Raw genomic sequence first — 23,185 nt, 5'->3', positions numbered from 1 at the left:
TCGCGAACGGTAGTCCGATGCGCGCGTTACTCGCCGTCCGTCTGTCCGTGCTGACAGACGAGACGACCAGTCCGGAACGCCGGTTCGCCGCGACCACTGGGGAGGCCGAGCGGCGGGATGGTCCATCGTGGGCCATGCCGTGGACCTGGATGTGTCCACGACCAAGACAAGTCCATTCGAGCGCCCGAACCTCGGTGAGCGGCTCAACGAGTTCGACGTCGTGGGTCTGGGCGAAGCAGGACCGAGCCGTCCGCTCCATGGGGGACATGGCAGAGCTGACGAAGTGGGCCAAGCAGAGGCTGGCTTTCGTGGAGGGGCCTGGCGGCGGGCCGGTCACTTTCGATCTCTCCGCCGACATCGTCTCCGAGCTGATCAGCCGAACTACGATCAGTTCGGCCGCCGCCCTGGATGGTTTGCCGGCACACAAGATTATGAGACGAACTACCGGAGTCCCTTCCTGCTCGTCCGGTGTTCCATGAACTCGCCGCTACTGCTGGAAGTCGCCACCACAACTGCTGGAGGAGCGGGGTCGAGTCCGCTGTTGTGTACCTGTTTAAGAACCCAGACAAGATTGGTGAACGGCTCCCCGAGATCCAAACGTCCTGGTACAACGGTCGCGCTGAAGCGGAGAAGGCCCGGAAGGCGTGCGAGAAACTGCGCGAGGCCCGCACCAAGGTGCGCGAGCTGACTCGCTGATCACGCGCTGCCCAGCTGGCTGTATGGGTTCATGCCGGCGACAACGTTGCCTGTCTGCACAGGCATCACCTCCCAGGGCGCCAAGAAGTTGATGGTTTGATCACACGGGTGGGCTCTGGGGGACTACGATCGACCGGACCTTTCGTGTTCAGGAGGTTGAAGTGGCCTCAAGCGAAGAAGCGAACAAGTCGGGCTTAGGGCGAAGACTCCTTGACGGTCTTTCGCTGATAGCCGGGCTGATTGCCGTGTTTCAGTTCGTCGTGTCCGACAACGTCTCATCGCAATGGTTTAAATCCGCAAGGGATTGGCTGGCGAACGCGTTAAATCTGACGGATGAGCTGGAAGCCTTTAGTGGCGCGTGGAACTCCATCGTGAGATGGGTTTTCCCGACCGTCGTCATGTTCGATGAGGCGCCTCTGTGGCGAGTCATTAGCACGGTGGTCGTATGCACCGCCATGACGTTCCTCCTGGGATTGCTCATCCCCGAGATCGTCAGACAGTTCAAGCCCTCTTTTGATGACATTGCCATTATGATCGGTGCACTAGCCCTTTATGGCGGCATTCCCGTGATGTCGTTCTCCATCGGAGGCGCGCCCGGATGGGCGTGGGCCCTGATTGGCGCTTCATTTCTCGTGAGCCTCGTTAAAGGCGTCATCACAGAGATCCATGGGGCGGCGCGTGAACATCGCCGAACTCCTCCGCGACGTAGGTACGAACGAGACGACAATGATGATTTTTGGCACAATGATCCGCCCAGCTCTCTGTAGAGGTCCATGTCGGCGACGTTCTCCGGCAGGCGGTCCGGCTTGCGTGTGTCCTTGCTGGAGTCGTTGAGCTTGCCCATCCGTATATAAAGGGCAAACTTTCCCCGATCCGTTCGGATCACTGGAGTGTGACCTTCGTCATGCTCACGAAAGATCGGCTCTAGCCCTGCCGGAGCCAGCTCGCAGACGGCTCAGGCCTCTCTTGAGCCTCAGCCCTGGCGCAGCCAGTCGACGTCCGGCTCGTGCGGCCGCTCCGGCTCCTGGTGCTGGCAGTCGCACCAGGACCCGCCGCGACAGTCCTCGTGCCGCTTGTCCTTGCAGCTCTCGCAGATCACACTGGTCATTATTTCGCGTTTTGCCGGGAGGCGCCGGGTGGATCTCATGGCCGAGCTGCTCGCCGACCTGCGGGCCGAGACGGCGTCGCTCGACGGGCTGCTGCGGCCGTTGCGGCCCGAGGAGTGGGAGCTCGCCACGCCCGCCGAAGGGTGGGCCGTGCGCGATCAGGTCAGCCATCTCGCCTGGTTCGACGACGCCGCCACCGCCGTGGTGACCCGGCCGGGCGGGCCGCCCGGGATGACCTCCGTGGACGACCTCGTCGCCGAGGCGCGCGGAATGCCGCCGGACGAGCTGTACGCGTGGTTCGGCACGGCCCGCGCCCGCAGCCTGGAGGCGTTCGCCACGTTGGGCGCCCGCGACCGGGTGCCCTGGTACGGCCCCGACATGTCGGGTGCGTCGTTCGTCACCGCCCGCCTGATGGAGACGTGGGCCCACGGTCAGGACGTCGCCGACGGGCTCGGCGTCGTGCGGGAGCCGACCGACCGGCTGCGGCACGTGGCCATGATCGGGTTCCGGGCCATGGGCTACAGCTTCCTCGTGAACGGGCTGCCCGCTCCGGCCGAGCCGGTGCGCGTGGAACTGGTGACGCCCGGCGGCGAGCCCTGGACGGCCGGCCCCGATGACGCCGGAGCCGTGGTGCGCGGGCCGATGCTCGACTTCTGCCTGGTCGTCACCCAGCGCAGGCACCTGGACGACACCGCGCTGGAGAGCGCCGGCGCGACGGCGCGGGCCTGGCTGGCGATCGCGCAGGCCTTCGCCGGGCCGCCGGGCAGTGGGCGGGCCCCCGGGTCAGGGGCTGCGTCAGGGGGAGTTCAGGGGCATGCCGGATGACGCTCAGTCCTCAACGGTGACATGCTGTAAATATGAGGACAATTCTGAACGTCATCTGGCTGGTCTTCGCCGGGATCTGGTTGGCCCTCGGTTACGCGGTGGCGGGTGTCATCTGCTGCATCCTGATCATCACGATTCCGTTCGGCATCGCGTCCTTCAGGATCGCCGCGTACGCGCTGTGGCCGTTCGGCAGGACCGTCGTCCGAGACCCAGACTCCGGGGTGTTCTCGCTGATCGGCAACATCATCTGGTGTGTGGTGGCGGGGATCTGGCTCGCGATCGGGCACGTGCTCACGTCCATCCCGCTGTTCATCTCCATCATCGGCATCCCGATGGGGATCGCGAACCTCAAGCTCGTCCCGGTCTCGCTGCTCCCGCTGGGTGCGCGCATCGTCGACGTCGACTAGGGCAGGGAATGAGGGACGTAAGCTGTCCCGAAGAGTCACTGCGAAAATACCGTTGGGTGCCATGACGTCCACCGATGCGTCCGATCGGCAGAAGCGGCGGCCCGCCGCGAACGCCCGGGCCAGGCTGAACCGGGCGCTCGACACGAAGGCGTGGGAGATCGTCCGGGGCGCCACGAACGCCGGGGTCGACTACCGGGTCACCGGGCTGGCCGGAGAGGCGGCGTTCTTCGCGCTGCTGTCGCTGCCGCCGTTCGTGCTCGGGCTGATCGGCGTGCTCGCCAAGCTCGGCACCTGGCTCGGGCCCAGCGTGGTCGACGAGGTCAAGGCGTGGGTGATCGAGCAGTCGGGGGTCCTGTTCACCCAGGAGGCCGTCAAGAAGGTGGTGAGCCCGCTCATCACCGACGTGCTCAGCGACGACGCGAGCAAGGTCTCCATCATCTCGCTGGGCTTCCTGCTGTCGCTGTGGTCCGGCTCGCGGGCCCTGTACGTCTACGTTGACCTCATCTCCGTGGCCTACGGGCTGGGGGAGAAGCGCGGCATCATCAGGACCAGGCTGATGTCGTTCGGCCTGTACGTGGTGGGCCTGGTGATCGGCATCATCGTGATGCCCGTGCTGGTCATCGGCCCCACCCTGCTCAGGGACGCGCTGCCGGCGCAGTACGGCGTCCTCATCGACGTCCTCTACTGGCCGGTGGTCGTCGTCGGCTCGGTGCTGTTCCTGACCGTGCTGTACCACGTGAGCGTGCCGGTGCGGACGAGGTGGTACCGCGAACTGCCCGGCGCGATCCTGGCGCTGATCCTCTGGATCGCCTGCGCCGCCGTGCTCAGGGCGGTGCTGGCCGCCTGGTTCTCGCCCGTGTCGGTCTACGGCTCGCTGGCCGCGCCCATCGCGCTGCTGCTCTGGCTCTACATCACCGCGCTCGCGGTGCTGATCGGGGCCATTCTGAACGCGGAGGTGGACCGGTTGTGGCCGGGGGCGAGCCGGTTGGAGAACGCGCTGCTCAAGCAGGAGTGAGTCGCCTGACTCATCCGCTATCGTCTAGGTGGTCGCGACTGGCGCATTGGGTGGGATGGACCACCGGGGAGCGGAAGGCGCGAAGGCCGTGCGCCTGGGTCTTCGCAGGACGTCAACGATGACAGGGGAGTCATGAGTTCTCTCGCGAGCGTCGACCCGCAGATCGCCGAGCTCATCAAGGCGGAGGAGCGCCGCCAGGCCGACACCGTCAAGTTGATCGCGTCGGAGAACTACGTGTCGAAGGCCGTGCTCGAGGCCACCGGCACCGTGTTGACCAACAAGTACTCCGAGGGGTACCCCGGCAAGCGGTACTACGAGGGTCAGCAGGTCATCGACCAGATCGAGACCATCGCCAACGAGCGCGCCAAGGCGCTGTTCGGCGTCAACCACGCCAACGTCCAGCCGTACTCCGGCTCGCCGGCCAACCTCGCCATCTACATGGCGTTCCTGCAGCCCGGCGACACCGTGATGGGCATGGGCCTGCCGTTCGGCGGCCACCTCACGCACGGCTGGTCGGTCTCGGCCACCGGCAAGTGGTTCAACCCGGTCCGCTACGGCGTGCGCAAGGACACCGGGCGCATCGACCTCGACGAGGTCCGCGCGGTGGCCCTGGAGCACCGGCCGAAGCTGATCTTCTGCGGCGGCACCGCGATCCCGCGCACGATCGACTTCGAGGGCTTCGCGTCGATCGCCCGCGAGGTCGGCGCCGTGCTGGCCGCCGACATCGCGCACATCGCCGGGCTCGTCGCCGGCGGCGCGCACCCGTCGCCGGTCGGCCACGCCGACGTGATCTCCACGACCACGCACAAGACGCTGCGCGGGCCGCGCGGCGCGATGCTCATGGCCAGCACCGACGAGCACGCCGCCGCGCTGAACAAGGCCGTCTTCCCCGGCCTGCAGGGCGGCCCGCACAACCACACCACCGCGGCCATCGCCGTCGCCCTGCACGAGGCGTCCACCGACGCCTTCAAGGCGTACGCGCACCAGGTGGTCGCCAACGCCAAGGCGCTGGCCGACGAGCTGGCCGGCCGCGGCTTCGACCTGGTGTCGGGCGGCACCGACAACCACCTGATCCTGCTCGACCTCACGCCCAAGGGCATCGGCGGCAAGCCCGCCGCGCAGGCCCTCGACCGGGCGGGCCTGGAGACCAACTACAACACGGTCCCGTTCGACACCCGCAAGCCGTTCGACCCGTCGGGCATCCGCATCGGCACCCCGTCGGTCACCTCCCGGGGCATGGGCGAGGCCGAGATGCGGCAGATCGGCGCCTGGATGGACGAGGTCGTCACCGCCCTGGCCAAGGGCGACGCCGAGGCGGTCATCTCCCGCGTCCACCACGAGGTCAGCGAGCTGACCTCGCAGTTCCCGGCTCCGGGCCTGTCGTAGCACCCGCTGCCGGGCGCAGGCGGCCGTCGCGGACGGTCGCCACCGGCACGACGTGCACGTCCGGGGTGCGCCGCGCCCCGGACGCGTCCGCGTAGGCGCGGCCCGGGGGCGCGGCGGCGGCCAGCCTGAACACCGTGGCGTGCCGGATCGTCCCGTCCTCCTCGCGCCAGGGCGCGGGCATGCGCAGGACGCGGCGCGGCGCGTCGGTCACGGCCGCGATCGCGTCCTCCAGCGGCAGCCCGCACGCCAGCAGCTTGGTGAGCGTGGTGGCCAGGTCGTGCACCGGCCCGGCGATGTTCCTGACGTGGATGTCGGTGCTGATGGAGTGCGGCGGGAACCCGGCCGCCACGGCGCGGGCGGCCACGTCGAAGCTGAAGCTGGCGGCGCCGTGCCCGACGTCCAGCAGCACGCCCCGGTCGAGCGCGCGGGCCAGCGCGGGCGCCGGCCTGCCGTCGGGGAGCCACGGGCGGCCGGCCTTGCCGTGGTAGCAGTGGGTGATCACGTCGCCCTCGTCCAGCAGGTCGAGCACGTCCTCGATGAGCGGCGGCGCCTCGCCGACGTGCACCAGCAGCGGCAGGCCCGCCTCCCTGGCGGCCAGCCTGCCGAGCTGGAGCGGCTGCAACCCCATCGCGCCCACGATCGCGCCGCTGGAGCGGACCTTCACCCCGCACACCAGGCCGCGGTGCCGGTCGATGGCCGCGAGCGTCCTGTCGACGTCGACGAAGCTCGGGTCGGCGGTCTCGCGCAGGTGGACCAGCCCGTGCGAGCCGATGTTGAGCCAGACCCGCACCTCGGTCTCGGCGGCCGGGACGACGTAGCGGGCCAGCCCGTCGACCGTGGCCTCGCCCGCGCTGCCCGCGTCGGCCAGCACGTGCACGCCCTGCTCCAGGCCGACCCGGTCGGCCGGGACGCTGATCTGCGTCATCCCGTCGTACACGTGGGCGTGCAGGTCCACCCAGCCGGGCCCGACGTAGAGGTCTCCCGGCCGCTCGCCGGTCGGCTCCAGGACGGCCCTCCCGTCGCCGAGCACCAGGCGGGCGGGGGAGGAGCCGATCACGTTCAGCGGTTCGTTCACGCCAGGGCCTCCGCGACGGCGACGTTGTGGAAGGTGGTGCGGATCCGGCCGATCGCGGTGGACGCGCGGCTCGGGTGGACCCGGTTGGTCAGCAGCACGGCGAACACATCCAGTTCGGGGTCCACCCAGAGGCTGGTGCCGGTGAACCCGTTGTGCCCGTAGGCGGACGGGCTGAGCAGGTCGCCGCCGCCGCATCCCCGCTGCCAGCCCTGCCAGGCCAGGGCTCTGCCGCCGGTCCTGGTCGCCGTCATCAGGGAGAGCGTCCGCGCGCCGAGGACGCCCGCGCCGCCCCGGCACAGCGCCCTGCCCAGGGTGGTGAGGTCGTCCAGGGTGCCGAACAGCCCGGCGTGCCCGGCGACGCCGCCCAGCACCTCGGCGTTCTCGTCGTGCACGGTGCCCTGGACGATCCGGCCGCGCCACGGGCAGTCCTCGGTGGCCGCCGCGCGCCCCCGGTCACGCTCGGGCAGCAGGAAGCGGGTGTCGTCCATGCCCGCCGGTTCCGTGACGCGCTCGCGGACGAGCCGGTCGAGCGGCACGCCGGCGGCGCTCTCCGCCATCAGGCCGAGGATCATGAAGCCCTGCGAGCTGTACTCGACGCCGGGCTCGGCGCGCAGGGGCAGCCCGACCAGGGCGTCGAGCAGCTCCTGCCGGGTGCGGCAGTGGCGGTAGAGCGGCTGCTGGCCGGGGATGCGCGAGGTGTGGGTCAGCAGTTCGAAGACGGTGATGCCGGCCTTGCCGGTGTCGGCGTACTCGGGCAGGTGCCGGGCGATCGGGTCGTCCAGGGCCAGCTCGCCCGTCTCGACCAGCGCCATCACGGCCAGGCCGACGATCGGTTTGGTGAGCGAGGCCAGGTCCCACAGGGTGCCGGGGCCGACCGGGTCGCCGTCCCACGACAGGGTGCCCAGCGTGCCGTGCGTCACCCGTCCGGTGGACCTGCCGTAGGCCCAGGCCGCGCCGGAGAACTCCCCGGCGGCCCGCGCCCGCGCCAGGACCTCGACGGCGGCCGTCCCGCGCGTCACGCGGTCCTCCCGAGCGCCGCCGAGACGCGGGCGGCGGCGGCCACCACCAGCGGTCCGAGCAGCGGGACGTCGTCGGCGCCGAGGCTGAGCGTGAGGCCGGCCACGCTGACCGCGCCGACCGCGGTCCCGGCCCCGTCCTGGACCACCGCCCCGACGCAGCGCACGTTGGCCTCGTTCTCCTCGTCGTCGATCGCGTAGCCACGCCGGCGCACCGCCTCCAGCTCCGCCATCAGCAGGTTCCGGTCCACGATGGTGTTGGCGGTGTTGCGCATCAGCGGCGAGGTGGCCGCGACCACCGCGCGGACCTCCTCCTCGGGCAGGTGCGCCAGGATCGCCTTGCCGATCGCGGTGCAGTGCAACGCGATCTGCGTGCCGACCCGCGAGGCCATCCGGTACGGCTGCTGCGACTCGATCTTGGCCAGGTAGACGGCCGCCGACCCGCTGCGCACCGCGAAGTGCACGGTGTGCGTGGAGTGCCGTTGCAGGTTCTCCAGGATCGGCCTGACCAGGGCGGTCACGTCCCTGTCCGTGAGCGCGGCCCCGGCCAGCGTGAGCATCGCGGGCCCGGACGCGTACGTGCCGTCGCCGCGGGTGACCGCGTACCCCTGGGCGATGAAGATCTGCAGGATCCGGTGAACGGTCGTCTTGTTGATGCCGGTCCGCTGGGCGATGTCGGCGAGGCTGCGGGGCCGGTCATGCCCCGCCAGCGCCCTGAGGACGACCAGCGTCTTCTCCACTGAGTTCATTGACTCCCGTCCGAAAAGGGTTGACGCGTTCAGCCGAAACGGGCCATATTCAACCACGTGATACGACATTTCACCAGATGAAACGGAGCGGGAATGATGTCCGACCGCGCGTTGATGGACCGTCGCCACCTCCTCAAGATCGGCGGCCTCGCCGCGGCCGGCGCCTCCCTGCCGGGCCTGCTCTCGGCCTGCGCCAGCACCAGCCCCTCCGCGACCCCCGGCGACGCCGCCGCGGGCGCGCTGCGCGTCTCGCTCGCCGCCGACGCGACCACCCTCGACCCGCACAAGCAGGGCGACCTGCCGTCCATGAACGTCCTGATCAACATCTTCGACACGCTCACCGTCAGGGACGTCGACGACAAGCTGGTCGGCGGCCTGGCCGAGCGCTGGGAGTCCAAGGACCCGCGGACCTGGCGCTTCCACCTGCGCAAGGGTGTGACCTTCCACAACGGCGAACCGTGCGACGCCGCCGCCGTGGCGTTCAGCATCCGGCGCCTGATCGACCCCGCGACCCGATCGCCCATCGTCGAGCTGCGCCTGGTCACCGACGCCAAGGTCGTCGACGCGAGCACGGTGGACCTCGTCACCAAGGAGCCCGACCCGATCCTGCCCGCCAAGCTGTCGCTGTTCGGCGGCGTGATCGTGCCGCCGAAGTACCTCAAGGAGAAGGGCGACCAGGCCTTCGCCGAGCACCCGGTCGGCACCGGGCCGTTCACGTTCGAGTCGTGGCAGCGCGACAGCCAGATCACGCTCAAGGCCAACGACGCGTACTGGAACGGCAGGCCGGGCGTGCGGCAGCTCGCGTTCAAGGTCATGCCCGACCCGTCGTCCTCGCTGGCGGCGCTGCAGTCGGGCGAGGTGGACATCGTCACCGGCCTCACCCCCGACGCGGCGCAGCAACTCGGCGACGCCCCCGGCTTCAAGGTCGTCACCTCGCCGGGCGTGCGCACCTACTTCGTCTCCCTGGACACCGAGGAAGGACCGCTGAAGGACAAGCGCGTCCGCCAGGCGCTCAACCACGCGCTGGACGTCCCCGCGCTGATCACGTCGGTGCTCAACGGCGCGGCGGAGCGCACGCCGACGCTGATCCCGCGTCAGGCGTTCGGCTTCGACCCCGCCGTCCAGCCGTTCACCCACGACCTGGCCAAGGCCAAGAGCCTGCTCGCCGAGGCGGGCCGGCAGGCCGGCTTCTCGCTGAAGTTCAGCGCGTCCACTCTGGACAAGGACGTGGCCCAGGCCATCGCCGGACAGCTCGCCCAGATCGGGGTGAAGGCGGAGGTGACGCTGCTCGACCCGGCCACCTTCAAGAGCCGCCTGGTCTCCGACAACCGCAAGGCCCTCGGCGCGATGTACTTCGTCGGCAACTCGGGCTGGACCATGGACGCGTCCAGCAACCTGCAGTCCTTCGTCAGGCACGACAGGCGGCAGAGCCGCTGGAACAGCCCGGAGGCGGACAAGCTCGTCGACAGCGAGGAGCAGTCGGTCGAGCCGGACGTCCGCCAGAAGGCGTTCGCCGAACTGCAGCGGATGCTCGCCGACGAGGCGCCGTTCCTCTACCTGTACCAGGCGAGCGTCCTGTACGCCGTCAGCGACAAGGTGCAGTGGAAGACCAACTCCAACGGCACCCTGGCCATGGCGAGCGCCCGGCTGCAGACCTCGTGAGCGGGCTCTGGACGTTCGTCGGCCGTCGCGTGGGCCACACGGTGCTCGTCCTGTTCTGCGTCGCCACCGTGTCGTTCTTCATCGTCAGGCTGGCCGGCGACCCGGTGCAGCAGATGCTCCCGCCCGAGGCCACCGCCGAGCAGGAGGCCGCCCTGCGCGCCTCCCTCGGCCTCGACCGGCCGCTGCTCGACCAGTACCTGTCCTACCTGGGCGGGCTGCTGCGTCTCGACTTCGGCCAGTCGGTCTTCTTCCACCGGCCCGCGTTCGGCGTGATCATGGAGCGGCTCCCGCTGACCGTCGACCTCGCCGTGGCGGCCATGGCGTTCACGCTGGTGCTCGCCATCCCCGCCGGGATCGTCTCGGCGGTGCGGCGCGGCACCGCGACCGACACCTCGGTCATGGCCTCGGTCCTGGTCGGCCAGTCCACCCCGGCCTTCTGGGTGGGCATCCTGCTGATCCTGGTCTTCGCGGTCAACCTGCGGTGGCTGCCCGCCTCCGGCACCGGCTCGCCCGCGCACCTCGTGCTGCCCGCGATCACGCTCGGCCTCTACTCGGCCGCCATGATCGCGAGGCTGCTGCGGTCGTCCCTGATCGACGTGCTGGGCGAGGACTACATCCGCACGGCCAGGGCCAAGGGCCTGCCGGGCTGGCGCGCGGTCACCTCGCACGGCCTGCGCAACGCGGCGCTGCCCGTCGTCACCGTCGTCGGCCTGGAGGTGGGCAGCCTGCTCGGCGGCGCGATCCTCACCGAGCAGGTGTTCTCCTGGCCGGGCATCGGACGGCTCACCGTCGAGGCGATCACCTACCGCGACTACCCGCTGATGCAGGCCACCGTGCTGTTCCTGGCGGCCGTGTTCGTGCTCGTGAACCTGATCGTCGACCTGTCCTACGCCCTGCTCGACCCCCGCGTGAGGCTTGCCTGATGACGACCGCAGTCCGGCGCGCGCTGCGCCGCAACCACGCCGCCAAGCTCGCCCTCGGCGTCATCGTGCTGGTCGTGGTCGTCGGCCTGTTCGCGCCGCTGATCGCACCGCACGACCCGAACCTGCAGAACCTGAACCTCAAGCTGCGCCCGCCGCTCTGGCTGGACGGCGGCGAGCCCGGCTACCCGCTCGGCACCGACAAGCTCGGCCGCGACGTGCTCAGCCGCATCATGTACGGCACCCGCGTCTCCCTGCTGGTCGGGCTGGCCGCCACGCTCCTGTCGGGCGTCGTCGGCTCGGCCGTCGGCGTGGTCAGCGGCTACTACCGGGGCTGGCGGGAGCAGGTGTTCATGCGCCTGGCCGACGTCCAGCTGGCGTTCCCGTCGATCCTGCTGGCCCTGGCGATCATCGCGGTGCTCGGGCCGAGCCTGCTCTTCCTGATCCTGGTGCTCGGGCTGACCGGCTGGGTGTCGTACGCCCGCGTGATACGCGCCGAGGTGCTGTCGCTGCGGACGAGGGAGTTCGTCACCGCGGCCAGGGCGATCGGCGACACCGGCACCCAGATCATGACCCGGCATCTCGTCCCCAACATCGTGGCGCCGCTCGCCACGATCGGCACCCTCCAGGTGGCGTCCATGATCGTCGCGGAGGCGTCGCTCAGCTACCTCGGCCTCGGGGTCCCGCCCAGCATCCCCACGTGGGGCAGCATGCTCGCCGACGGACAGCTCTACCTGCGCAGCGCCTGGTGGATCGCGGTCTTCAGCGGCGCTGCCATCATGATGACAACACTCGCCATCAACGTCACCGGCGACATGCTCCGCGACGTCGCCGACCCGAAGGCCTACCACCGATGAACCTGGCTACCAGCTACGTGTGCGACGACTGCCACGCCCGCGTGCCGCTCAAGACCCCCGCCCTGCTCTGCGAGGCGTGCGGCGGCCTGCTCGAGATCGACTACGACCTCGGCGCCGCCGACCCCGGCGCGATCGTGGCGCGGGCGGACGCCAACCGCCGGCTCGGCCTGTGGCGCTGGTCCGACCTGCTGCCCCTGCCCGACGGCGCCGAGCCGCTGCACCTCGGCGAGGGCGACACCCCGCTGATGCGCACCAGAAGACTCGGCCGCCACGTGGGCCTGCCCGAGCTGCTGATCAAGAACGACACCCTGATGCCCACCGGCAGCTTCAAGGACCGCGGCTTCTCCGTCGCCGTCGGCTTCGCCCGCGCGCTCGGCGTGAAGCATGCCTTCACCTACAGCTCCGGAAACGCCGGAGCGTCGTTCGCTGCCTACGCCGCCAGGGCCGGCATCGAGGCGACCGTCCTGGTGGAGGACGTGGCCAACGAGTCGAAGATCTCCGCCATCAGCCTCAGCGGCGCCCGCGTGCTCCGGCTCCGTTACCGCTCCAGCCTGGAGATCTTCGCCGGGGTGAGCGCGCTGTCGGAGGCCGGTTTCTACTGCTTCGTCAACTTCATCAACCCGGTCCGTCACGAGGGCATGAAGACCTACGCCTACGAGATCTGTGAGGCGCTCGACTGGCGCGCGCCCGACGTGATGGTGCACCCCGTCGGCACCGGCGGCGGCCTGTACGGCGCGTGGAAGGGCTTCCGCGAGCTGCGCCGTCTCGGTCTGATCGACAAGCTGCCCCGGATGGTGGGCGTGCAGCCCGCCGCGTCCGCCCCGCTCGTGCGCGCCTACGCCGAGGGCAAGACGGTCGCCGGACGGCACGGCGACGCCAACCTGACCGTCGCCCAGAGCATCGCGGGCGACGCCCCCATCCAGGGCGGCTCACGGGTGCTGCGGGCCGTCTACGAGTCGGGCGGGCGGGTGGTCGCGGTCGACGACAGCGACCTGTTCGAGGCGATGCGGCTGCTCGGCGAGGAGGGGGTGTCGGCCGAGCCGTCGGCCGCCGCGTCCACCGCCGCGCTGCTGCGGGCCCGCGCCCAGGGCTGGGTGTCGGAGCGCGACACCGTCGTCAGCGTCGTGACGGGCGGCGCGCTCAAGCAGCCCAGCGCGCTGGTGCAGGCCGCGCCGCCCCCTGAGGGCACCGTCAGGGCCGATCCGGCCGAGCTGCTGCGGATCTTCCGGGGAGGCGCCACGTGAGCGTGCTGGAGATCAACGACCTGCACGTCGAGTTCCGGCTGGAGCAGGGCACCGTCAAACCGGTCAACGGGGTGTCGCTGTCGGTCGAGGCCGGCCAGACGCTCGCGGTCGTCGGCGAATCGGGCAGCGGCAAGACCGCCACCGCCCTGTCCGTCCTGCGGCTGCACCCGTCCCCGCCGTGCGTCTACACCGGCGGGGAGATCCTCGCGGGCGGACGCGACCTGCTGAGGCTGCCGGAGCGGGAGCTGCGCGCGATCCGCGGCAACGAGATCGCCATGGTCTTCCAGGACCCGATGACCAGCCTCAACCCGCTCAAGACCATCGGCGCGCAGATCGCCGAATCCCTCCGCCTGCACCGGGACGTGTCCCGCTCCGAGGCCCGCGCCAAGGCCGTCGAGGCGCTGCGCGAGGTCGGCATCCCCAACCCGGCGCAGCGCGCGGGGGAGTACCCGCACCAGTTCTCCGGCGGGATGCGGCAGCGCGCGATGATCGCGATGGCGCTCGCCTGCCGGCCCAAGGTGCTCATCGCCGACGAGCCGACCACCGCGCTCGACGTGACCGTCCAGGCCCAGATCATGGAGCTGCTCGCCGGGCTGCAGGAGCGGTTCGGCATGGCGATCGTGCTGATCACGCACGACCTCGGCGTGGTCGCCCGCTGCGCCGACAGGGTCCTGGTCATGTACGGCGGCCGCCCGGTCGAGCTGGCCTCCGTCGACGCGCTCTTCGACGACCCCCGGATGCCGTACACGCGGGCGCTGCTGGACTCCATGCCCAGGTCGGACGTGCCCGGCGGGGCGCCGCTCGACCCGATCCCCGGCAGCCCGCCCAACCTGTTCGCGCCGCCGTCCGGCTGCGCCTTCCACCCGCGCTGCTCCCGCGCGCTGCCCGAGTGCGCGCAGCGGGCGCCCGCGCTGGTGGAGAAGGCGCCGGGGCACAGCGCGGCCTGCGTCCTCGAAGGGAGCCTGTGATGGAGGGGCCGCTGCTGTCGCTGCGCGGGGTGCGCAAGGAGTTCGGCTCGAAGGTGCTCGCCGTCGACGACGTGTCGCTGGACGTCCACGCCGGCGAGACGCTCGGGCTCGTCGGCGAGTCCGGCTGCGGCAAGACCACGCTCACCCGGCTGATCCTGCGGCTGACCGAGGCCAGCGCCGGCGAGATCTGGTTCGACGGCCGCGAGCTGCTCGGGATGCGGCAGCGCGAGCTGCTGGCCGTGCGCGAGGACATGCAGGTCGTCCTGCAGGACCCGTACGCGAGCCTGAACCCGCGGATGCGTGTCGGCGAGATCGTCGCCGAGCCGCTGGTCACGCACGGCCGGGTGCCGCGCGGGCGCAGGGGCCGGGCGCCGCTCCGCGACCGGGTCGCCGAACTGCTCGACGCGGTCGGCCTGGAGCCGGGCAGCCAGGACCGCTACCCGCACGAGTTCTCCGGCGGTCAGCGCCAGCGCGTGGGCATCGCCAGGGCGCTCGCCCTGGAGCCGAAACTGGTCATCTGCGACGAGCCGGTCAGCGCGCTGGACGTGTCGATCCAGGCGCAGATCGTCAACCTGATGAAGCGGCTGCAGGCCGAGCGCGGGCTGACATACCTGTTCGTCTCGCACGACCTGTCGATCATGCGGCAGATCGCCACCCGGGTCGCGGTGATGAACCTGGGCCGCGTCGTCGAGCTGGCCGAGACCGAGCGGCTGTTCACCGCGCCGCGCCACCCGTACACGCACAGCCTGCTGTCGGCCGCGCCAGTCGCCGACCCCAGGGTGGAGCGGACACGCAGGCGGATCGTGCTGCGCGGCGACCCGCCCGCACCGTCCGACCCGCCGCCCGGGTGCGGCTTCCACACCCGCTGCCCGGCCGCCCGCGACGAGTGCGCGGCCGTCCGCCCGCCGCTGGCCGAGCAGGACGCGCCGGGGCACACCGCCGCCTGCCTGTTCCCGGTGCGCGACGCGGCCCTGCTCGCGACGTGAGGACGCCCCGCCGTGCCGGGGTGGCACCGCGGGGCGTCCGGTGGCTGTGGTCAGGAGCGGCCGGCGTCAGCCGAGGAACAGGTAGTCGGCCTTGTAGGGCACCTTCGCCTTGGCTCCCGGCTTGCAGGAACCGGCGGGGGCGACGCCGCCGGCCGTGTTGAGCCGCAGGATCTGGGTCGCCCCGGCCAGCAGGCCGCCGCGGGAGCCCGACTGGGTGGCGTCGAGCACCAGCTCGGGGATGTTCCTGTCGCCGTTCGGCGTCTTGGTGACGACCTTGCCGCGGACCGCGCTGCCGTCAGGGGCGATCCACTGCGGCGGGCCCGCGGCCGGGGTCACGAACGAGTGCGCGATGCCGCGCCTGAGCTCGGCCGACACGCCGTACTGGGTGAAGGCGTAGCCGCCGCCGGGCTGCTCGGCGCAGGAGTAGATCTGCTCGCCGCGCAGCACGTCGGCCGTCATCGCGCGGGGGTGGCCGAACGGCTTGCCCGACAGCTGGCCGCGCACCGCGCCGCCGTTGAAGTCCAGGGTGTGCAGGTTGCTGTAGTACCGGCCCGGGTGCGCCGCGATCCGCTTGACGATCGCGGACGCGACCGGTGTGTCGCCCGCCACGCCGGTCAGGTTCGCCGGCAGCCCCTTGGCGTCGGCGAACAGGTCGGCGACCACGTCGCCGTTCCTGCCGCGCGCGCCCTTGTGGATGTGCCCGTTGGTGACCGGGGCGAGCCCCGACCAGAACGCCGTGTAGCCGATCGACGCGCCGTGCGGGCGCAGCCACCAGACGGCCCGCCCGTCGCGGTCGCCGCGCTTCTTGCCGTCGCCGGCCTGCACCTCCTGGCCGCCGTCGGCGCGGGAGGCCAGCGTGGCCTGGTTGCTGCCCTGCAGCACGCCGTTGAGGTCCACCGGACGGTCCAGCCGGTGGAACTGCCCGCGGACCGCGCCCTTGGGGTGCTTGGCGTCGTGCAGGTTGGCGTAGAAGCCCTCGGGGTCGTCGACGAGGGACTTGACCAGCTCGGGGCCGCCCTCGACGGTGCCGGTCACGCCGAGCACCGTCGTGGGCAGCGGCTTGGTGAAGAACTCCAGCTGGACGTCGCCGTTGCTGCCCTTGGCGCCCAGGTGGATGTGGCCGGCGGTGGGCGGGTCGATCTTGTTCCACCGGATGGCGAACGTCACCTGGTCACCGCTGATCTTGATCACCACGGTCGCACGGCCGTCGGCGTCCCCCTTGACGCCGACCTCGTTGGCGCCCCGCAGACCGGCGGCGAGGTACACGTCGTCACCGGAGGCGGCGTGGGCGGTGGTGGGAGCAGTGGTGGCGAGCAGGGCGGAGGCGAGCGCGGCGCCGGAGAGGGCGAGCTTGGGGAGAGACATGGCGGATCCTCGTCAACTGTCGTCCGGTAGGTACGGGAAGCAGTACGGGATCCGTATTCGACGAGGTTCAACCCGCTTGTGAGTAAAAGTACACATTCGGCGGAGGGCCGAGAAAAGCCCTCCCACCACAGGTGAGAGGGCTCGTCTCCGGCCGGATCAGATGTCGACGGTCAGCAGGGTCTTGCCGGTGGAGGTCGTCACCTCGAACTTGTCGATCTGGTCGATCTGCCACGGGCTGCCGCCGTGCATGAACAGCGCCGGCTCGGGCGCCCCCGGCACGCCGTACCCGGACGGCGGCACCGACCAGCCCGTCATGGACTTGCGCTCGCCCGACTTGGAGACCGCGACCAGCTCGCACTCCAGCGGGCCCTTGATGCCGGACAGTTTGAGCGCCGCGTGCGTCCCCCACGCCTTCGACTCCAGCACCAGCCCGCCGGTCACGCCGCCGACCCCGGTGCCGTTGATCGGCGTGCCGTCGGCGTAGAACTGCTCCGCCGGGCCCAGATGGCTCGCGTGCTCCCCCGCGATCACCGCTCCCGGGTCGCCGCTTCCGAGCTGCGTCCCGATCGCGAGACCGCCTGCCACCAGCGTGACCGCCGCCGCCACCCCGATCACGAACGTGCCCCTGCGGGTGCGCCTGTCGGCCGCCCGCTTGCGGCGCAGCAGGTCGATCACCTCGCCCTCCCCCTGATGGGAGGGCGGCGGATCCTCCTCGACCGGCCCCATCCCGGTCAGCGCGATCGCCACCCCGGACAGCTCCGTCAGCTCCTCCCGGCAGGCCGGGCAGAGGGAGAGGTGCTCCTCGAAGGCCAGCCTGTCGTCGTCCTCCAGCAGGCCCAGGGCGTAGGCGCCGACGTCAGTGTGCTCGACCCGCGCGTTCACGCCGTCACCCCTCTCTCCTCCAGCGCGACGCGTAGCGCGCGTACCGCGTAGTAGACCCGGGACTTCACGGTGCCCACGGGAATGCCGAGCGCCTCGGCGGCGTCGTTCACCGACCTGTCGCGCAGGATCGTCTCGTTGAGGATCTCGCGATGGGCCGGGGACAGCGCCTTGAGCGCCTCTGACACGACCACCTGGTGCAGCAGTGCCTCCATCTCGTCGGGCACGGGCACGCTCTCAAGCGGTCCGTCGCCCGATTCCTGGGGACGGGCTTCCCTGCGCCGCCGGTCATCGATCACGATACGACGGGCGACCGTGGCTAGCCAGGGCATGAGGGAGTCCGCTCCCGGATCGAGCTGTTCGGCGCTGCGCCAGGCGCGGATCATGGTCTCCTGGACCACGTCCTCGGCCCACTGACGGTCACCGCCTGTCAGACGCACCACGAAGGCGAGCAGCGGCCGGTGGTACTCCCGGTACAGCGTGGAGACGACCAGCTCGTCGTCTGGCCGTGTGCGCCTGATCCAGTCGCGTAAGCGCGGCTTGCCCATGGGGGCTGCTCCCTCGGCCGAGGGTGGGGGATACGTGCTCAGTCGCATCATTCCCCTTTCTGAGTGCGTCGGCAGGAAGTACGGCCGTGATCCGGTAACGGTTCAATGCGCTGCCCGGAAAGCCGGTTGCGCGGGGCTCCGGAGCTTGCGTAAAGTCACTGCCGCATCCAGAAGGAGACGACGGAGGAGGTGAAGGCAATGCGGATTGTCCTGTTCTGCGTGCCGTTCATCAATCTCCGGGTGCCCGCGTAGTCACCCGGGGTCCTCTTCGACCAAAGGGTGTCACTCCGTTGTCTTTCGATCTTTCGCTGCTCGGCTGGACCACTTCTCGCGCCGCCGAGCTGCCCTCAGGAACCGTCCCCGCGAGGGTGGCCCGCGTCGACCGCGGAGCCGCCGAGGTGATCGCGGCCGACGGCCAGCATCACGTCAGATACGCCGCCCACGTCCGCAGGGCGTCCGCCGGTGACCCGGTGGCGCTGCCGTGCGTCGGCGACTGGGTCGCGCTCAGACAGCTGCCGGAAGGCCGCTACGAGCTGGACGCGGTCCTGCCGCGAAGCACCGCGTTCGTTCGCGGCGGCGTCAGCCGCGACTCCGTCGGCGGGCTGTCCGGCGACGGCCAGGGGCAGGTCCTCGCGGCCAACGTGGACGTCGTCTTCGTGGCCGAGCCGTCCATGCACGCCACCGACTTCGCCGACCTGAACCGCGTCGAGCGGCTGGTCGCGCTCGCCTGGGAGTCGGGCGGCACGCCCGTCGTCCTCATCACCAAGTCCGACCTGTTCGAGCAGGGCCTGGAGGAGCTGCTCGCCGACGTCCACGCCGCCGCGCCCGGCGTGGACGTGCACGCCGTCTCCTCGCTGCACGGCGACGGCGTCGAACTCGTCCGCGGCTACCTGGAGGGCTCGCGCACCGCGGTCGTGCTCGGCCCCTCGGGCGCGGGCAAGTCCACGCTGGTCAACGCGCTCGCCGCGGACGGGGTGATGGAGACCCAGCAGGTGCGCGCCGCCGACGGGCGGGGCCGTCACACCACCGTCCACAGGGAGCTGATCCAGCTGCCCGGCGGCGGGCTGGTCATCGACACGCCGGGCATCCGCAGGATCGGCCTGTACGGCATCAACGAGGGCGTGGACCTGGTCTTCTCCGACATCGAGGGGCTGGCCGCGAGCTGCAGGTTCGACGACTGCGGGCACGACAGCGAGCCCGGCTGCGCCGTCCAGGACGCGCTGGAGAACGGCGAGCTGCCCGAGCGGCGGCTGCACAGCTGGCGCAAGCTCCAGCGGGAGGCCGTGTGGATGGCCTCGCGCACCGACGCGCGGCTCCGCAAGGAGCAGCAGAACAAGTGGAAGATCATTCACAAGGAGATGCGCCGCTCGGGCAGATACCGGCCGTGACCGGGTAGCACTACGGTATGGACCGCCTGTTCGCCGACCGCGCGGAAGCGGGAGAGTTCCTCGCCGAGCGGCTGGGCCACATCCACCGCCCGGTGGTGCTCGCGCTCCCGCGCGGCGGGGTGGCGGTGGCCGTCCCGGTCGCCCGCGCGCTCGAGGGCGAGCTGGACGTGCTCGTCACCCGGAAGATCGGCTATCCGTCGTTTCCCGAGATGGGCGTCGGCGCGATAGCCGAGGGCGGCGAGCCGGTGTTCGACCTGACGCTGCTGCACCGGCTCGGTCTCACGCCCGGGTCGCTGTCGGACGTGGTCGGCAGGGAGCAGCAGGAGCTGGCCCGCCGGGTGCAGGTGTACCGCGGCGATCGGCCGCTGCCCGAGCTGGCGGGGCGGGAGGTGGTCGTGGTCGACGACGGGCTCGCCACCGGGGTCACCGCTAGGGCGGCGCTCAGGGCGGTCGCCGCGGCCGGGCCCGGCCGGGTCACGCTGGCCGTCCCCGTCGGAGCTCCCGACACCGTCCTGGCGATGCGCGACGAGGCGGACGAGGTGATCGTCCTGTCGACCCCGATGGACTTCCGGGCGGTGGGGCAGTGGTACGAGCGCTTCGACCAGCTCTCCGACGCGGACGTCCTCGACCTCCTGGCCGAACGCTAGGCCGCCAGGACGGCCCAGACGAGCTTGCGCGGGCCGACCGGGGCGAGCCAGCCCCAGGCGACCGACAGCGCCTCGACCAGGCGCAGGCCGCGTCCGAACTCGGCGAAGATGTCCGGGACCGTCGCCACCGGCGCGGCCCGGCTGTAGTCGCTGACCACGCAGGCCACCTCGGGCCCGTGCGCCAGTAACCTGAGCTGAGCCGCGCCACCGGCGTGCCGCATCGCGTTGGTCACCAGCTCGGAGACCACCAGCTGGGCGTCGAAGGCCACCCGCTCACCCCCCCACGAGGTGAGCGTCCGGTCGACGAAGTGCCTGGCTGTGGAGACGCACGCCGGCTCGAACATGGCGAACTCGTGAAAAGCGAAGACCGCGTCGCACGGGCTGGTGCGTCCGTCGAGCAGAATGGACGCGAGCCACGCCGGCGGCCCGTCGCCGGTGGTGGCGGCTTGCGGCCGAGCGTCGAAAGTCGTCATCCTGGCCCCCGAAGCCCATAGTGCGGTCTGGTGATCCAAAGCCCATCTTTACGGCGCGGGCTGACCGATGCAAGACTTTTCGTGGTTTACGGATGCAAATCGCATCTGCACGTGCAGATGATCTAGGAGATCGGTGTGAGCGCACAGAGCGCTGAAGGGAGCATCCTCGGCTACTCGCCGGGGAGCCCGACAGTCCTGCGTATCCTGCTGGGCACGCAGCTGCGCAGGCTCCGCGCCGAGCGCGGCATCTCCCGCGAGGACGCCGGCTACGCCATCCGCGCCTCCCACGCCAAGATCAGCAGGCTGGAGCTCGGCCAGGTCAGCTTCAAGCAGCGCGACGTGGCCGACCTGCTCACCCTCTACGGCGTCACCGACCCGGACGAGCGGGCGCCGCTGCTGGAACTGGCCAAGCAGGCCAACGCGCCCGGCTGGTGGCACAAGTACGGCGACCTGCTGCCCAGCTGGTTCGAGGTGTACATCGGCCTGGAGGGGGCCGCCTCGACCATCCGCACGTACGAGAACCAGTTCGTGCCCGGCCTGCTCCAGGCCCCCGGCTACGCCCGGGCCGTGATCAGGCTGGCCCACGACAGCGCGCCCAGCGAGGAGCTCGACCGGCGCGTCGCGCTGCGCACCATCCGTCAGCAGCGGCTGAGCGGCGACAACGCGCTCACCCTCTGGGCGGTCATCGACGAGGCCGTGGTCAGGCGCATGCTCGGCGGCCCCGACGTGATGCGCGCGCAGATCGAGCACCTGCTGGAGATGACCGCGCAGCGCAACGTCACCGTCCAGGTCATGCCGTTCGAGCGGGGCGGGCACGCCGCGGCGGGCGGCCCGTTCAGCATCCTGCGCTTTCCCGAGCGGGACCTTCCCGACGTGGTCTACATGGAGCAGCTCACCAGCGCCCTCTACCTCGACAAGCCCGCGGAGTCGGAGCACTACGTGCAGGTCATGGACCGGTTGAGCGTCCAGGCCGACTCCCCGGCCGACTCCCGGCGCTTCCTGGAACGCCTCATCTCCGTGTGATCCACTCCATACGGGATTTTTCGCCATCGTGTATATGGCGATCAACCTGCTGCCGTATGGTCGGCGCAAGCACGGATGCACGTGCATCCGCAAGCGCGCTAGGAGCGTCCTTCATGCATGAGTTCCGCAACGGAACCCCCGCCGGCCGCCTCTCCGTCGTCTGGCGCAAGAGCAGGCGAAGCAATCCCAACGGCAACTGCGTCGAGGTGGCCGACCTGCCCACGGGGGAGATCGCCATGCGAAATTCGCGCTTCCCCGACGGCCCCGCGCTGGTCTACACGCGGGCCGAGATCACCGCGTTCGTTCTCGGAGCCAAGGACGGGGAGTTCGACGACCTGATCGTCTGACACCGGCCGGATCGCCCGGTGAAACGACGAAGACGCGCCCGCCGTCTGACATCGGCCGGATCGCTCGGTGAAACGACGAAGACGCGCCCGCCGTCCGATGGGACGACGGGCGCGTCTTTCGCGTACTGGGGCTGTGGACCAGGCCTGATCAGGCAGGTGTCCCGACCGGGTTCGCCGGAGCCTGCGCGTGGCGGGCGAGGCTCCAGTTCATCGGGACAACTGTGTGATCACGCGGCGGTCGTGCGCTGCCGGGTGGGCCGTCAGGCGGCGGAGATGCCGGCGCTGGCGGCGCGCCGCATGCGACGACGACGCTCGGAGGCGCGCTCGTCCTCGTTGAGACCGCCCCACGTGCCGTACTTCTCCGGACGGGACAGCGCGTAGTCAAGGCACTCGTTGCGGACGGGGCACTGGGCGCAGATCGCCTTGGCCTTCCGCTCACGTACGTCACGCTCGGGCTGCCGCTCTCCGTCAGGGCCGAAGAAGAGCACGAGGTCCTCACCCCGGCACGCGGCATCATCCTGCCAACCCCAGCTGGGGCGCGGGCGGGCGAGCTGCCGACGTACCTGAGACATGAGAAAACCACCTTCGTGAGAGGTATTTCGGTAATTGGGCCGCATTGGACGCTTTCGGCGTCACTGGTCCAACGCAAAGCAGGGCCGTGATGTTCCCGTGATCAGGTAAGGGCGGGCGTGGCGTACCGCACAGGCGTGAGCCTGTCCAGCGAAACCAGCCGGTAGGTGGTGATCGTCTCGGCGCAAGCCGTACCACACGGCGCCTGGAACGCCGATGGCTCAACCACAACCTGGAACCGGACGTCGCCGCAGCGCACGACTGCTTCGGTGACGTCACCGTCCGACCTGGAGGATTCCACGGCCACCGCGCCGATGGAGCACTCTCCCGTATGGGCTCGGGCGAAGTGCTCGACGGCCTGCAATGGCTCAGGGATACCTGCGCGCCCCCGGTAACGGCCGAGAATGATCTCGCCCAACCGGTACGCGTTAGCCGCTGCGATCGCAGCGGCCTGAGACATGCTGCCGTAGAAAATTCCGTGTGGCAAGCACACGAGGTTGGCGGCGTAGCGATCGCCGCCAACGTGTGATGTTTCCCACACCCTGCCGGGCAGAATATCCGCCAGTTCGCGGGCGAGGGGTAGTCCAATGCGGGCGCAACACGCATTGCGCTTGGCGTGCGTGCAGACCAGAAATACCGGCTCGTCTTCAAGTATGCAGGACTCCGGGACCACTCCGGCCACCAGCGCGTCCAAGTCAAGATCGTCGGGACCTGCGACTACTCCACCGGCCAACCAGGGGTTATCGCCTGCTCCGTAGCCCACTAGCACACGGATCCCCTGGCCCGGCGGGCGGGTTCGCCTTCCGGGGCGGCGGATGAGCTGGGGGCGTACCCCACGTTCGAGCGCCCGCCGGACGAGTTCGGAGATCTTTTCAGGAAGTTCGAAGGATTCCAGATGCGACGGCCAGGGGCCCGCGTACTCGATCAGCAACCAGAGCCGGGCCCCCACGGTGGCGCTGGCCAGCGTGGGCACGCCACCGTGGTGGCTGGCGTCCGGATGTTCACAGATCCTGGGCAACCCGAGCCCCTCCTT

25 protein-coding genes and 1 riboswitch are annotated in these 23,185 nt (G+C 70.5%); of the genes, 15 read left to right on the top strand and 10 right to left on the bottom strand.

Annotated elements, in window-relative coordinates; genetic code table 11:
• Window positions 1–857: 857 nt before the first annotated feature.
• Window positions 858–1,463, top strand: coding sequence for a hypothetical protein (locus ABT294_RS28365; RefSeq protein WP_350809330.1), 606 nt, complete (start codon window positions 858–860; stop codon window positions 1,461–1,463).
• Window positions 1,464–1,669: 206 nt separating this feature from the next.
• Here ABT294_RS28365 and ABT294_RS28360 read toward each other — a convergent pair whose 3' ends face one another.
• On the bottom strand, window positions 1,670–1,795 hold the full coding sequence (locus tag ABT294_RS28360) for a hypothetical protein (protein WP_350809329.1): 126 nt from the start codon (window positions 1,793–1,795) through the stop codon (window positions 1,670–1,672).
• Window positions 1,796–1,841: 46 nt separating this feature from the next.
• On the opposite strand from ABT294_RS28360, the gene ABT294_RS28355 reads away from it, so the two are divergent.
• From ABT294_RS28355 to glyA, 4 genes are all read left to right on the top strand, one after another.
• Window positions 1,842–2,627 (top strand): TIGR03084 family metal-binding protein, encoded by a 786-nt coding sequence (locus ABT294_RS28355; protein ID WP_350809451.1) that lies wholly within the window; start codon window positions 1,842–1,844, stop codon window positions 2,625–2,627.
• A gap of 32 nt (window positions 2,628–2,659) precedes the next feature.
• A complete protein-coding gene (locus tag ABT294_RS28350) occupies window positions 2,660–3,034 on the top strand; it encodes a YccF domain-containing protein (RefSeq protein WP_350809328.1) in 375 nt (124 codons plus the stop codon).
• Between the two features lie 61 nt (window positions 3,035–3,095).
• Window positions 3,096–4,049: a YihY/virulence factor BrkB family protein gene (locus tag ABT294_RS28345; protein ID WP_350809327.1), complete on the top strand. Its 954-nt coding sequence runs from the start codon at window positions 3,096–3,098 to the stop codon at window positions 4,047–4,049.
• A gap of 24 nt (window positions 4,050–4,073) precedes the next feature.
• Window positions 4,074–4,156: riboswitch (ZMP/ZTP riboswitch) on the top strand.
• A gap of 25 nt (window positions 4,157–4,181) precedes the next feature.
• Window positions 4,182–5,435 (top strand): serine hydroxymethyltransferase, encoded by a 1,254-nt coding sequence (glyA, locus tag ABT294_RS28340; RefSeq protein ID WP_350809326.1) that lies wholly within the window; start codon window positions 4,182–4,184, stop codon window positions 5,433–5,435.
• Here glyA and ABT294_RS28335 read toward each other — a convergent pair.
• The 3 genes from ABT294_RS28335 to ABT294_RS28325 are packed head-to-tail and all read right to left on the bottom strand — an operon-like array spanning window position 5,392 to window position 8,275.
• Window positions 5,392–6,510: an amidohydrolase/deacetylase family metallohydrolase gene (locus ABT294_RS28335; protein WP_350809325.1), complete on the bottom strand. Its 1,119-nt coding sequence runs from the start codon at window positions 6,508–6,510 to the stop codon at window positions 5,392–5,394. The genes glyA and ABT294_RS28335 overlap by 44 nt on opposite strands.
• Entirely contained in the window at window positions 6,507–7,529 is a 1,023-nt protein-coding gene (locus ABT294_RS28330; protein WP_350809324.1) for a serine hydrolase domain-containing protein, read from the bottom strand. The genes ABT294_RS28335 and ABT294_RS28330 overlap by 4 nt, the downstream gene beginning before the upstream one ends.
• On the bottom strand, window positions 7,526–8,275 hold the full coding sequence (locus ABT294_RS28325; protein WP_350809323.1) for an IclR family transcriptional regulator: 750 nt from the start codon (window positions 8,273–8,275) through the stop codon (window positions 7,526–7,528). Before ABT294_RS28325 ends, ABT294_RS28330 begins: the two co-directional genes overlap by 4 nt.
• 93 nt (window positions 8,276–8,368) lie before the next feature.
• On the opposite strand from ABT294_RS28325, the gene ABT294_RS28320 reads away from it, so the two are divergent.
• The 6 genes from ABT294_RS28320 to ABT294_RS28295 are packed head-to-tail and all read left to right on the top strand — an operon-like array spanning window position 8,369 to window position 14,912.
• On the top strand, window positions 8,369–9,937 hold the full coding sequence (locus tag ABT294_RS28320; RefSeq protein WP_350809322.1) for an ABC transporter substrate-binding protein: 1,569 nt from the start codon (window positions 8,369–8,371) through the stop codon (window positions 9,935–9,937).
• Window positions 9,934–10,860 carry an ABC transporter permease gene (locus ABT294_RS28315; RefSeq protein WP_350809321.1) on the top strand — a complete coding sequence of 309 codons (927 nt, stop codon included), beginning with the start codon at window positions 9,934–9,936 and terminating at the stop codon, window positions 10,858–10,860. The genes ABT294_RS28320 and ABT294_RS28315 overlap by 4 nt, the downstream gene beginning before the upstream one ends.
• Window positions 10,860–11,714, top strand: a complete 855-nt coding sequence (locus ABT294_RS28310) for an ABC transporter permease (protein ID WP_350809320.1) — start codon at window positions 10,860–10,862, stop codon at window positions 11,712–11,714. Before ABT294_RS28315 ends, ABT294_RS28310 begins: the two co-directional genes overlap by 1 nt.
• Complete coding sequence (locus tag ABT294_RS28305) at window positions 11,711–12,958, top strand: threonine synthase (protein WP_350809319.1); 1,248 nt, start codon at window positions 11,711–11,713, stop codon at window positions 12,956–12,958. Before ABT294_RS28310 ends, ABT294_RS28305 begins: the two co-directional genes overlap by 4 nt.
• Window positions 12,955–13,926 (top strand): ABC transporter ATP-binding protein, encoded by a 972-nt coding sequence (locus ABT294_RS28300; protein ID WP_350809318.1) that lies wholly within the window; start codon window positions 12,955–12,957, stop codon window positions 13,924–13,926. Before ABT294_RS28305 ends, ABT294_RS28300 begins: the two co-directional genes overlap by 4 nt.
• Entirely contained in the window at window positions 13,926–14,912 is a 987-nt protein-coding gene (locus ABT294_RS28295; protein WP_350809317.1) for an ABC transporter ATP-binding protein, read from the top strand. The genes ABT294_RS28300 and ABT294_RS28295 overlap by 1 nt, the downstream gene beginning before the upstream one ends.
• 66 nt (window positions 14,913–14,978) lie before the next feature.
• Here ABT294_RS28295 and ABT294_RS28290 read toward each other — a convergent pair whose 3' ends face one another.
• From ABT294_RS28290 to ABT294_RS28280, 3 genes are all read right to left on the bottom strand, one after another.
• Window positions 14,979–16,277 (bottom strand): CHRD domain-containing protein, encoded by a 1,299-nt coding sequence (locus ABT294_RS28290; RefSeq protein WP_350809316.1) that lies wholly within the window; start codon window positions 16,275–16,277, stop codon window positions 14,979–14,981.
• Between the two features lie 156 nt (window positions 16,278–16,433).
• Window positions 16,434–17,159, bottom strand: coding sequence for an anti-sigma factor family protein (locus ABT294_RS28285; RefSeq protein ID WP_350809315.1), 726 nt, complete (start codon window positions 17,157–17,159; stop codon window positions 16,434–16,436).
• Window positions 17,156–17,704, bottom strand: coding sequence for a sigma-70 family RNA polymerase sigma factor (locus ABT294_RS28280; protein ID WP_350809314.1), 549 nt, complete (start codon window positions 17,702–17,704; stop codon window positions 17,156–17,158). Before ABT294_RS28280 ends, ABT294_RS28285 begins: the two co-directional genes overlap by 4 nt.
• Window positions 17,705–17,994: 290 nt before the next feature.
• On the opposite strand from ABT294_RS28280, the gene rsgA reads away from it, so the two are divergent.
• Complete coding sequence (rsgA, locus tag ABT294_RS28275) at window positions 17,995–19,092, top strand: ribosome small subunit-dependent GTPase A (protein ID WP_350809313.1); 1,098 nt, start codon at window positions 17,995–17,997, stop codon at window positions 19,090–19,092.
• A gap of 17 nt (window positions 19,093–19,109) precedes the next feature.
• Window positions 19,110–19,739: a phosphoribosyltransferase gene (locus tag ABT294_RS28270; protein ID WP_350809312.1), complete on the top strand. Its 630-nt coding sequence runs from the start codon at window positions 19,110–19,112 to the stop codon at window positions 19,737–19,739.
• On the opposite strand, the gene ABT294_RS28265 is transcribed toward ABT294_RS28270, so the two are convergent.
• Window positions 19,736–20,212, bottom strand: a complete 477-nt coding sequence (locus tag ABT294_RS28265; RefSeq protein WP_350809311.1) for an ATP-binding protein — start codon at window positions 20,210–20,212, stop codon at window positions 19,736–19,738. The two genes, ABT294_RS28270 and ABT294_RS28265, sit on opposite strands and share 4 nt — an antisense overlap.
• Before the next feature lie 135 nt (window positions 20,213–20,347).
• On the opposite strand from ABT294_RS28265, the gene ABT294_RS28260 reads away from it, so the two are divergent.
• Together ABT294_RS28260 and ABT294_RS28255 are read left to right on the top strand one after the other, a co-directional pair.
• Entirely contained in the window at window positions 20,348–21,235 is an 888-nt protein-coding gene (locus tag ABT294_RS28260) for a Sco1979 family transcriptional regulator (RefSeq protein ID WP_350809310.1), read from the top strand.
• Window positions 21,236–21,348: 113 nt separating this feature from the next.
• Window positions 21,349–21,582, top strand: a complete 234-nt coding sequence (locus ABT294_RS28255; RefSeq protein WP_350809309.1) for a DUF397 domain-containing protein — start codon at window positions 21,349–21,351, stop codon at window positions 21,580–21,582.
• 260 nt (window positions 21,583–21,842) lie between these two features.
• Here ABT294_RS28255 and ABT294_RS28250 read toward each other — a convergent pair whose 3' ends face one another.
• Window positions 21,843–22,154: a WhiB family transcriptional regulator gene (locus ABT294_RS28250; RefSeq protein ID WP_080036407.1), complete on the bottom strand. Its 312-nt coding sequence runs from the start codon at window positions 22,152–22,154 to the stop codon at window positions 21,843–21,845.
• A 101-nt stretch (window positions 22,155–22,255) separates the two neighbouring features.
• Window positions 22,256–23,125 (bottom strand): sucrase ferredoxin, encoded by an 870-nt coding sequence (locus ABT294_RS28245; RefSeq protein ID WP_350809308.1) that lies wholly within the window; start codon window positions 23,123–23,125, stop codon window positions 22,256–22,258.
• Window positions 23,126–23,185 lie beyond the last annotated feature (60 nt).

Origin of the sequence: Nonomuraea sp. NPDC000554, assembly GCF_040300065.1 — a bacterium.
In the GTDB taxonomy this organism is placed as follows: Bacteria; Actinomycetota; Actinomycetes; order Streptosporangiales; family Streptosporangiaceae; genus Nonomuraea.
This window is presented reverse-complemented; position numbering and strand designations above follow the sequence as displayed.

Bases quoted from the DNA above. Each gene is read 5' to 3' on its own strand.
- ABT294_RS28270 (WP_350809312.1), top strand. From the start codon at position 19,110: ATGGACCGCCTGTTCGCCGACCGCGCGGAAGCGGGAGAGTTCCTCGCC.
- ABT294_RS28350 (WP_350809328.1), top strand. From the start codon at position 2,660: ATGAGGACAATTCTGAACGTCATCTGGCTGGTCTTCGCCGGGATCTGG.
- ABT294_RS28345 (WP_350809327.1), top strand. From the start codon at position 3,096: ATGACGTCCACCGATGCGTCCGATCGGCAGAAGCGGCGGCCCGCCGCG.
- ABT294_RS28290 (WP_350809316.1), bottom strand. From the start codon at position 16,277: ATGTCTCTCCCCAAGCTCGCCCTCTCCGGCGCCGCGCTCGCCTCCGCC.
- ABT294_RS28310 (WP_350809320.1), top strand. From the start codon at position 10,860: ATGACGACCGCAGTCCGGCGCGCGCTGCGCCGCAACCACGCCGCCAAG.
- ABT294_RS28265 (WP_350809311.1), bottom strand. From the start codon at position 20,212: ATGACGACTTTCGACGCTCGGCCGCAAGCCGCCACCACCGGCGACGGG.
- ABT294_RS28280 (WP_350809314.1), bottom strand. From the start codon at position 17,704: ATGGGCAAGCCGCGCTTACGCGACTGGATCAGGCGCACACGGCCAGAC.
- ABT294_RS28255 (WP_350809309.1), top strand. From the start codon at position 21,349: ATGCATGAGTTCCGCAACGGAACCCCCGCCGGCCGCCTCTCCGTCGTC.
- ABT294_RS28305 (WP_350809319.1), top strand. From the start codon at position 11,711: ATGAACCTGGCTACCAGCTACGTGTGCGACGACTGCCACGCCCGCGTG.
- glyA (WP_350809326.1), top strand. From the start codon at position 4,182: ATGAGTTCTCTCGCGAGCGTCGACCCGCAGATCGCCGAGCTCATCAAG.
- ABT294_RS28325 (WP_350809323.1), bottom strand. From the start codon at position 8,275: ATGAACTCAGTGGAGAAGACGCTGGTCGTCCTCAGGGCGCTGGCGGGG.
- ABT294_RS28320 (WP_350809322.1), top strand. From the start codon at position 8,369: ATGATGTCCGACCGCGCGTTGATGGACCGTCGCCACCTCCTCAAGATC.
- ABT294_RS28355 (WP_350809451.1), top strand. From the start codon at position 1,842: ATGGCCGAGCTGCTCGCCGACCTGCGGGCCGAGACGGCGTCGCTCGAC.
- ABT294_RS28295 (WP_350809317.1), top strand. From the start codon at position 13,926: ATGGAGGGGCCGCTGCTGTCGCTGCGCGGGGTGCGCAAGGAGTTCGGC.
- ABT294_RS28250 (WP_080036407.1), bottom strand. From the start codon at position 22,154: ATGTCTCAGGTACGTCGGCAGCTCGCCCGCCCGCGCCCCAGCTGGGGT.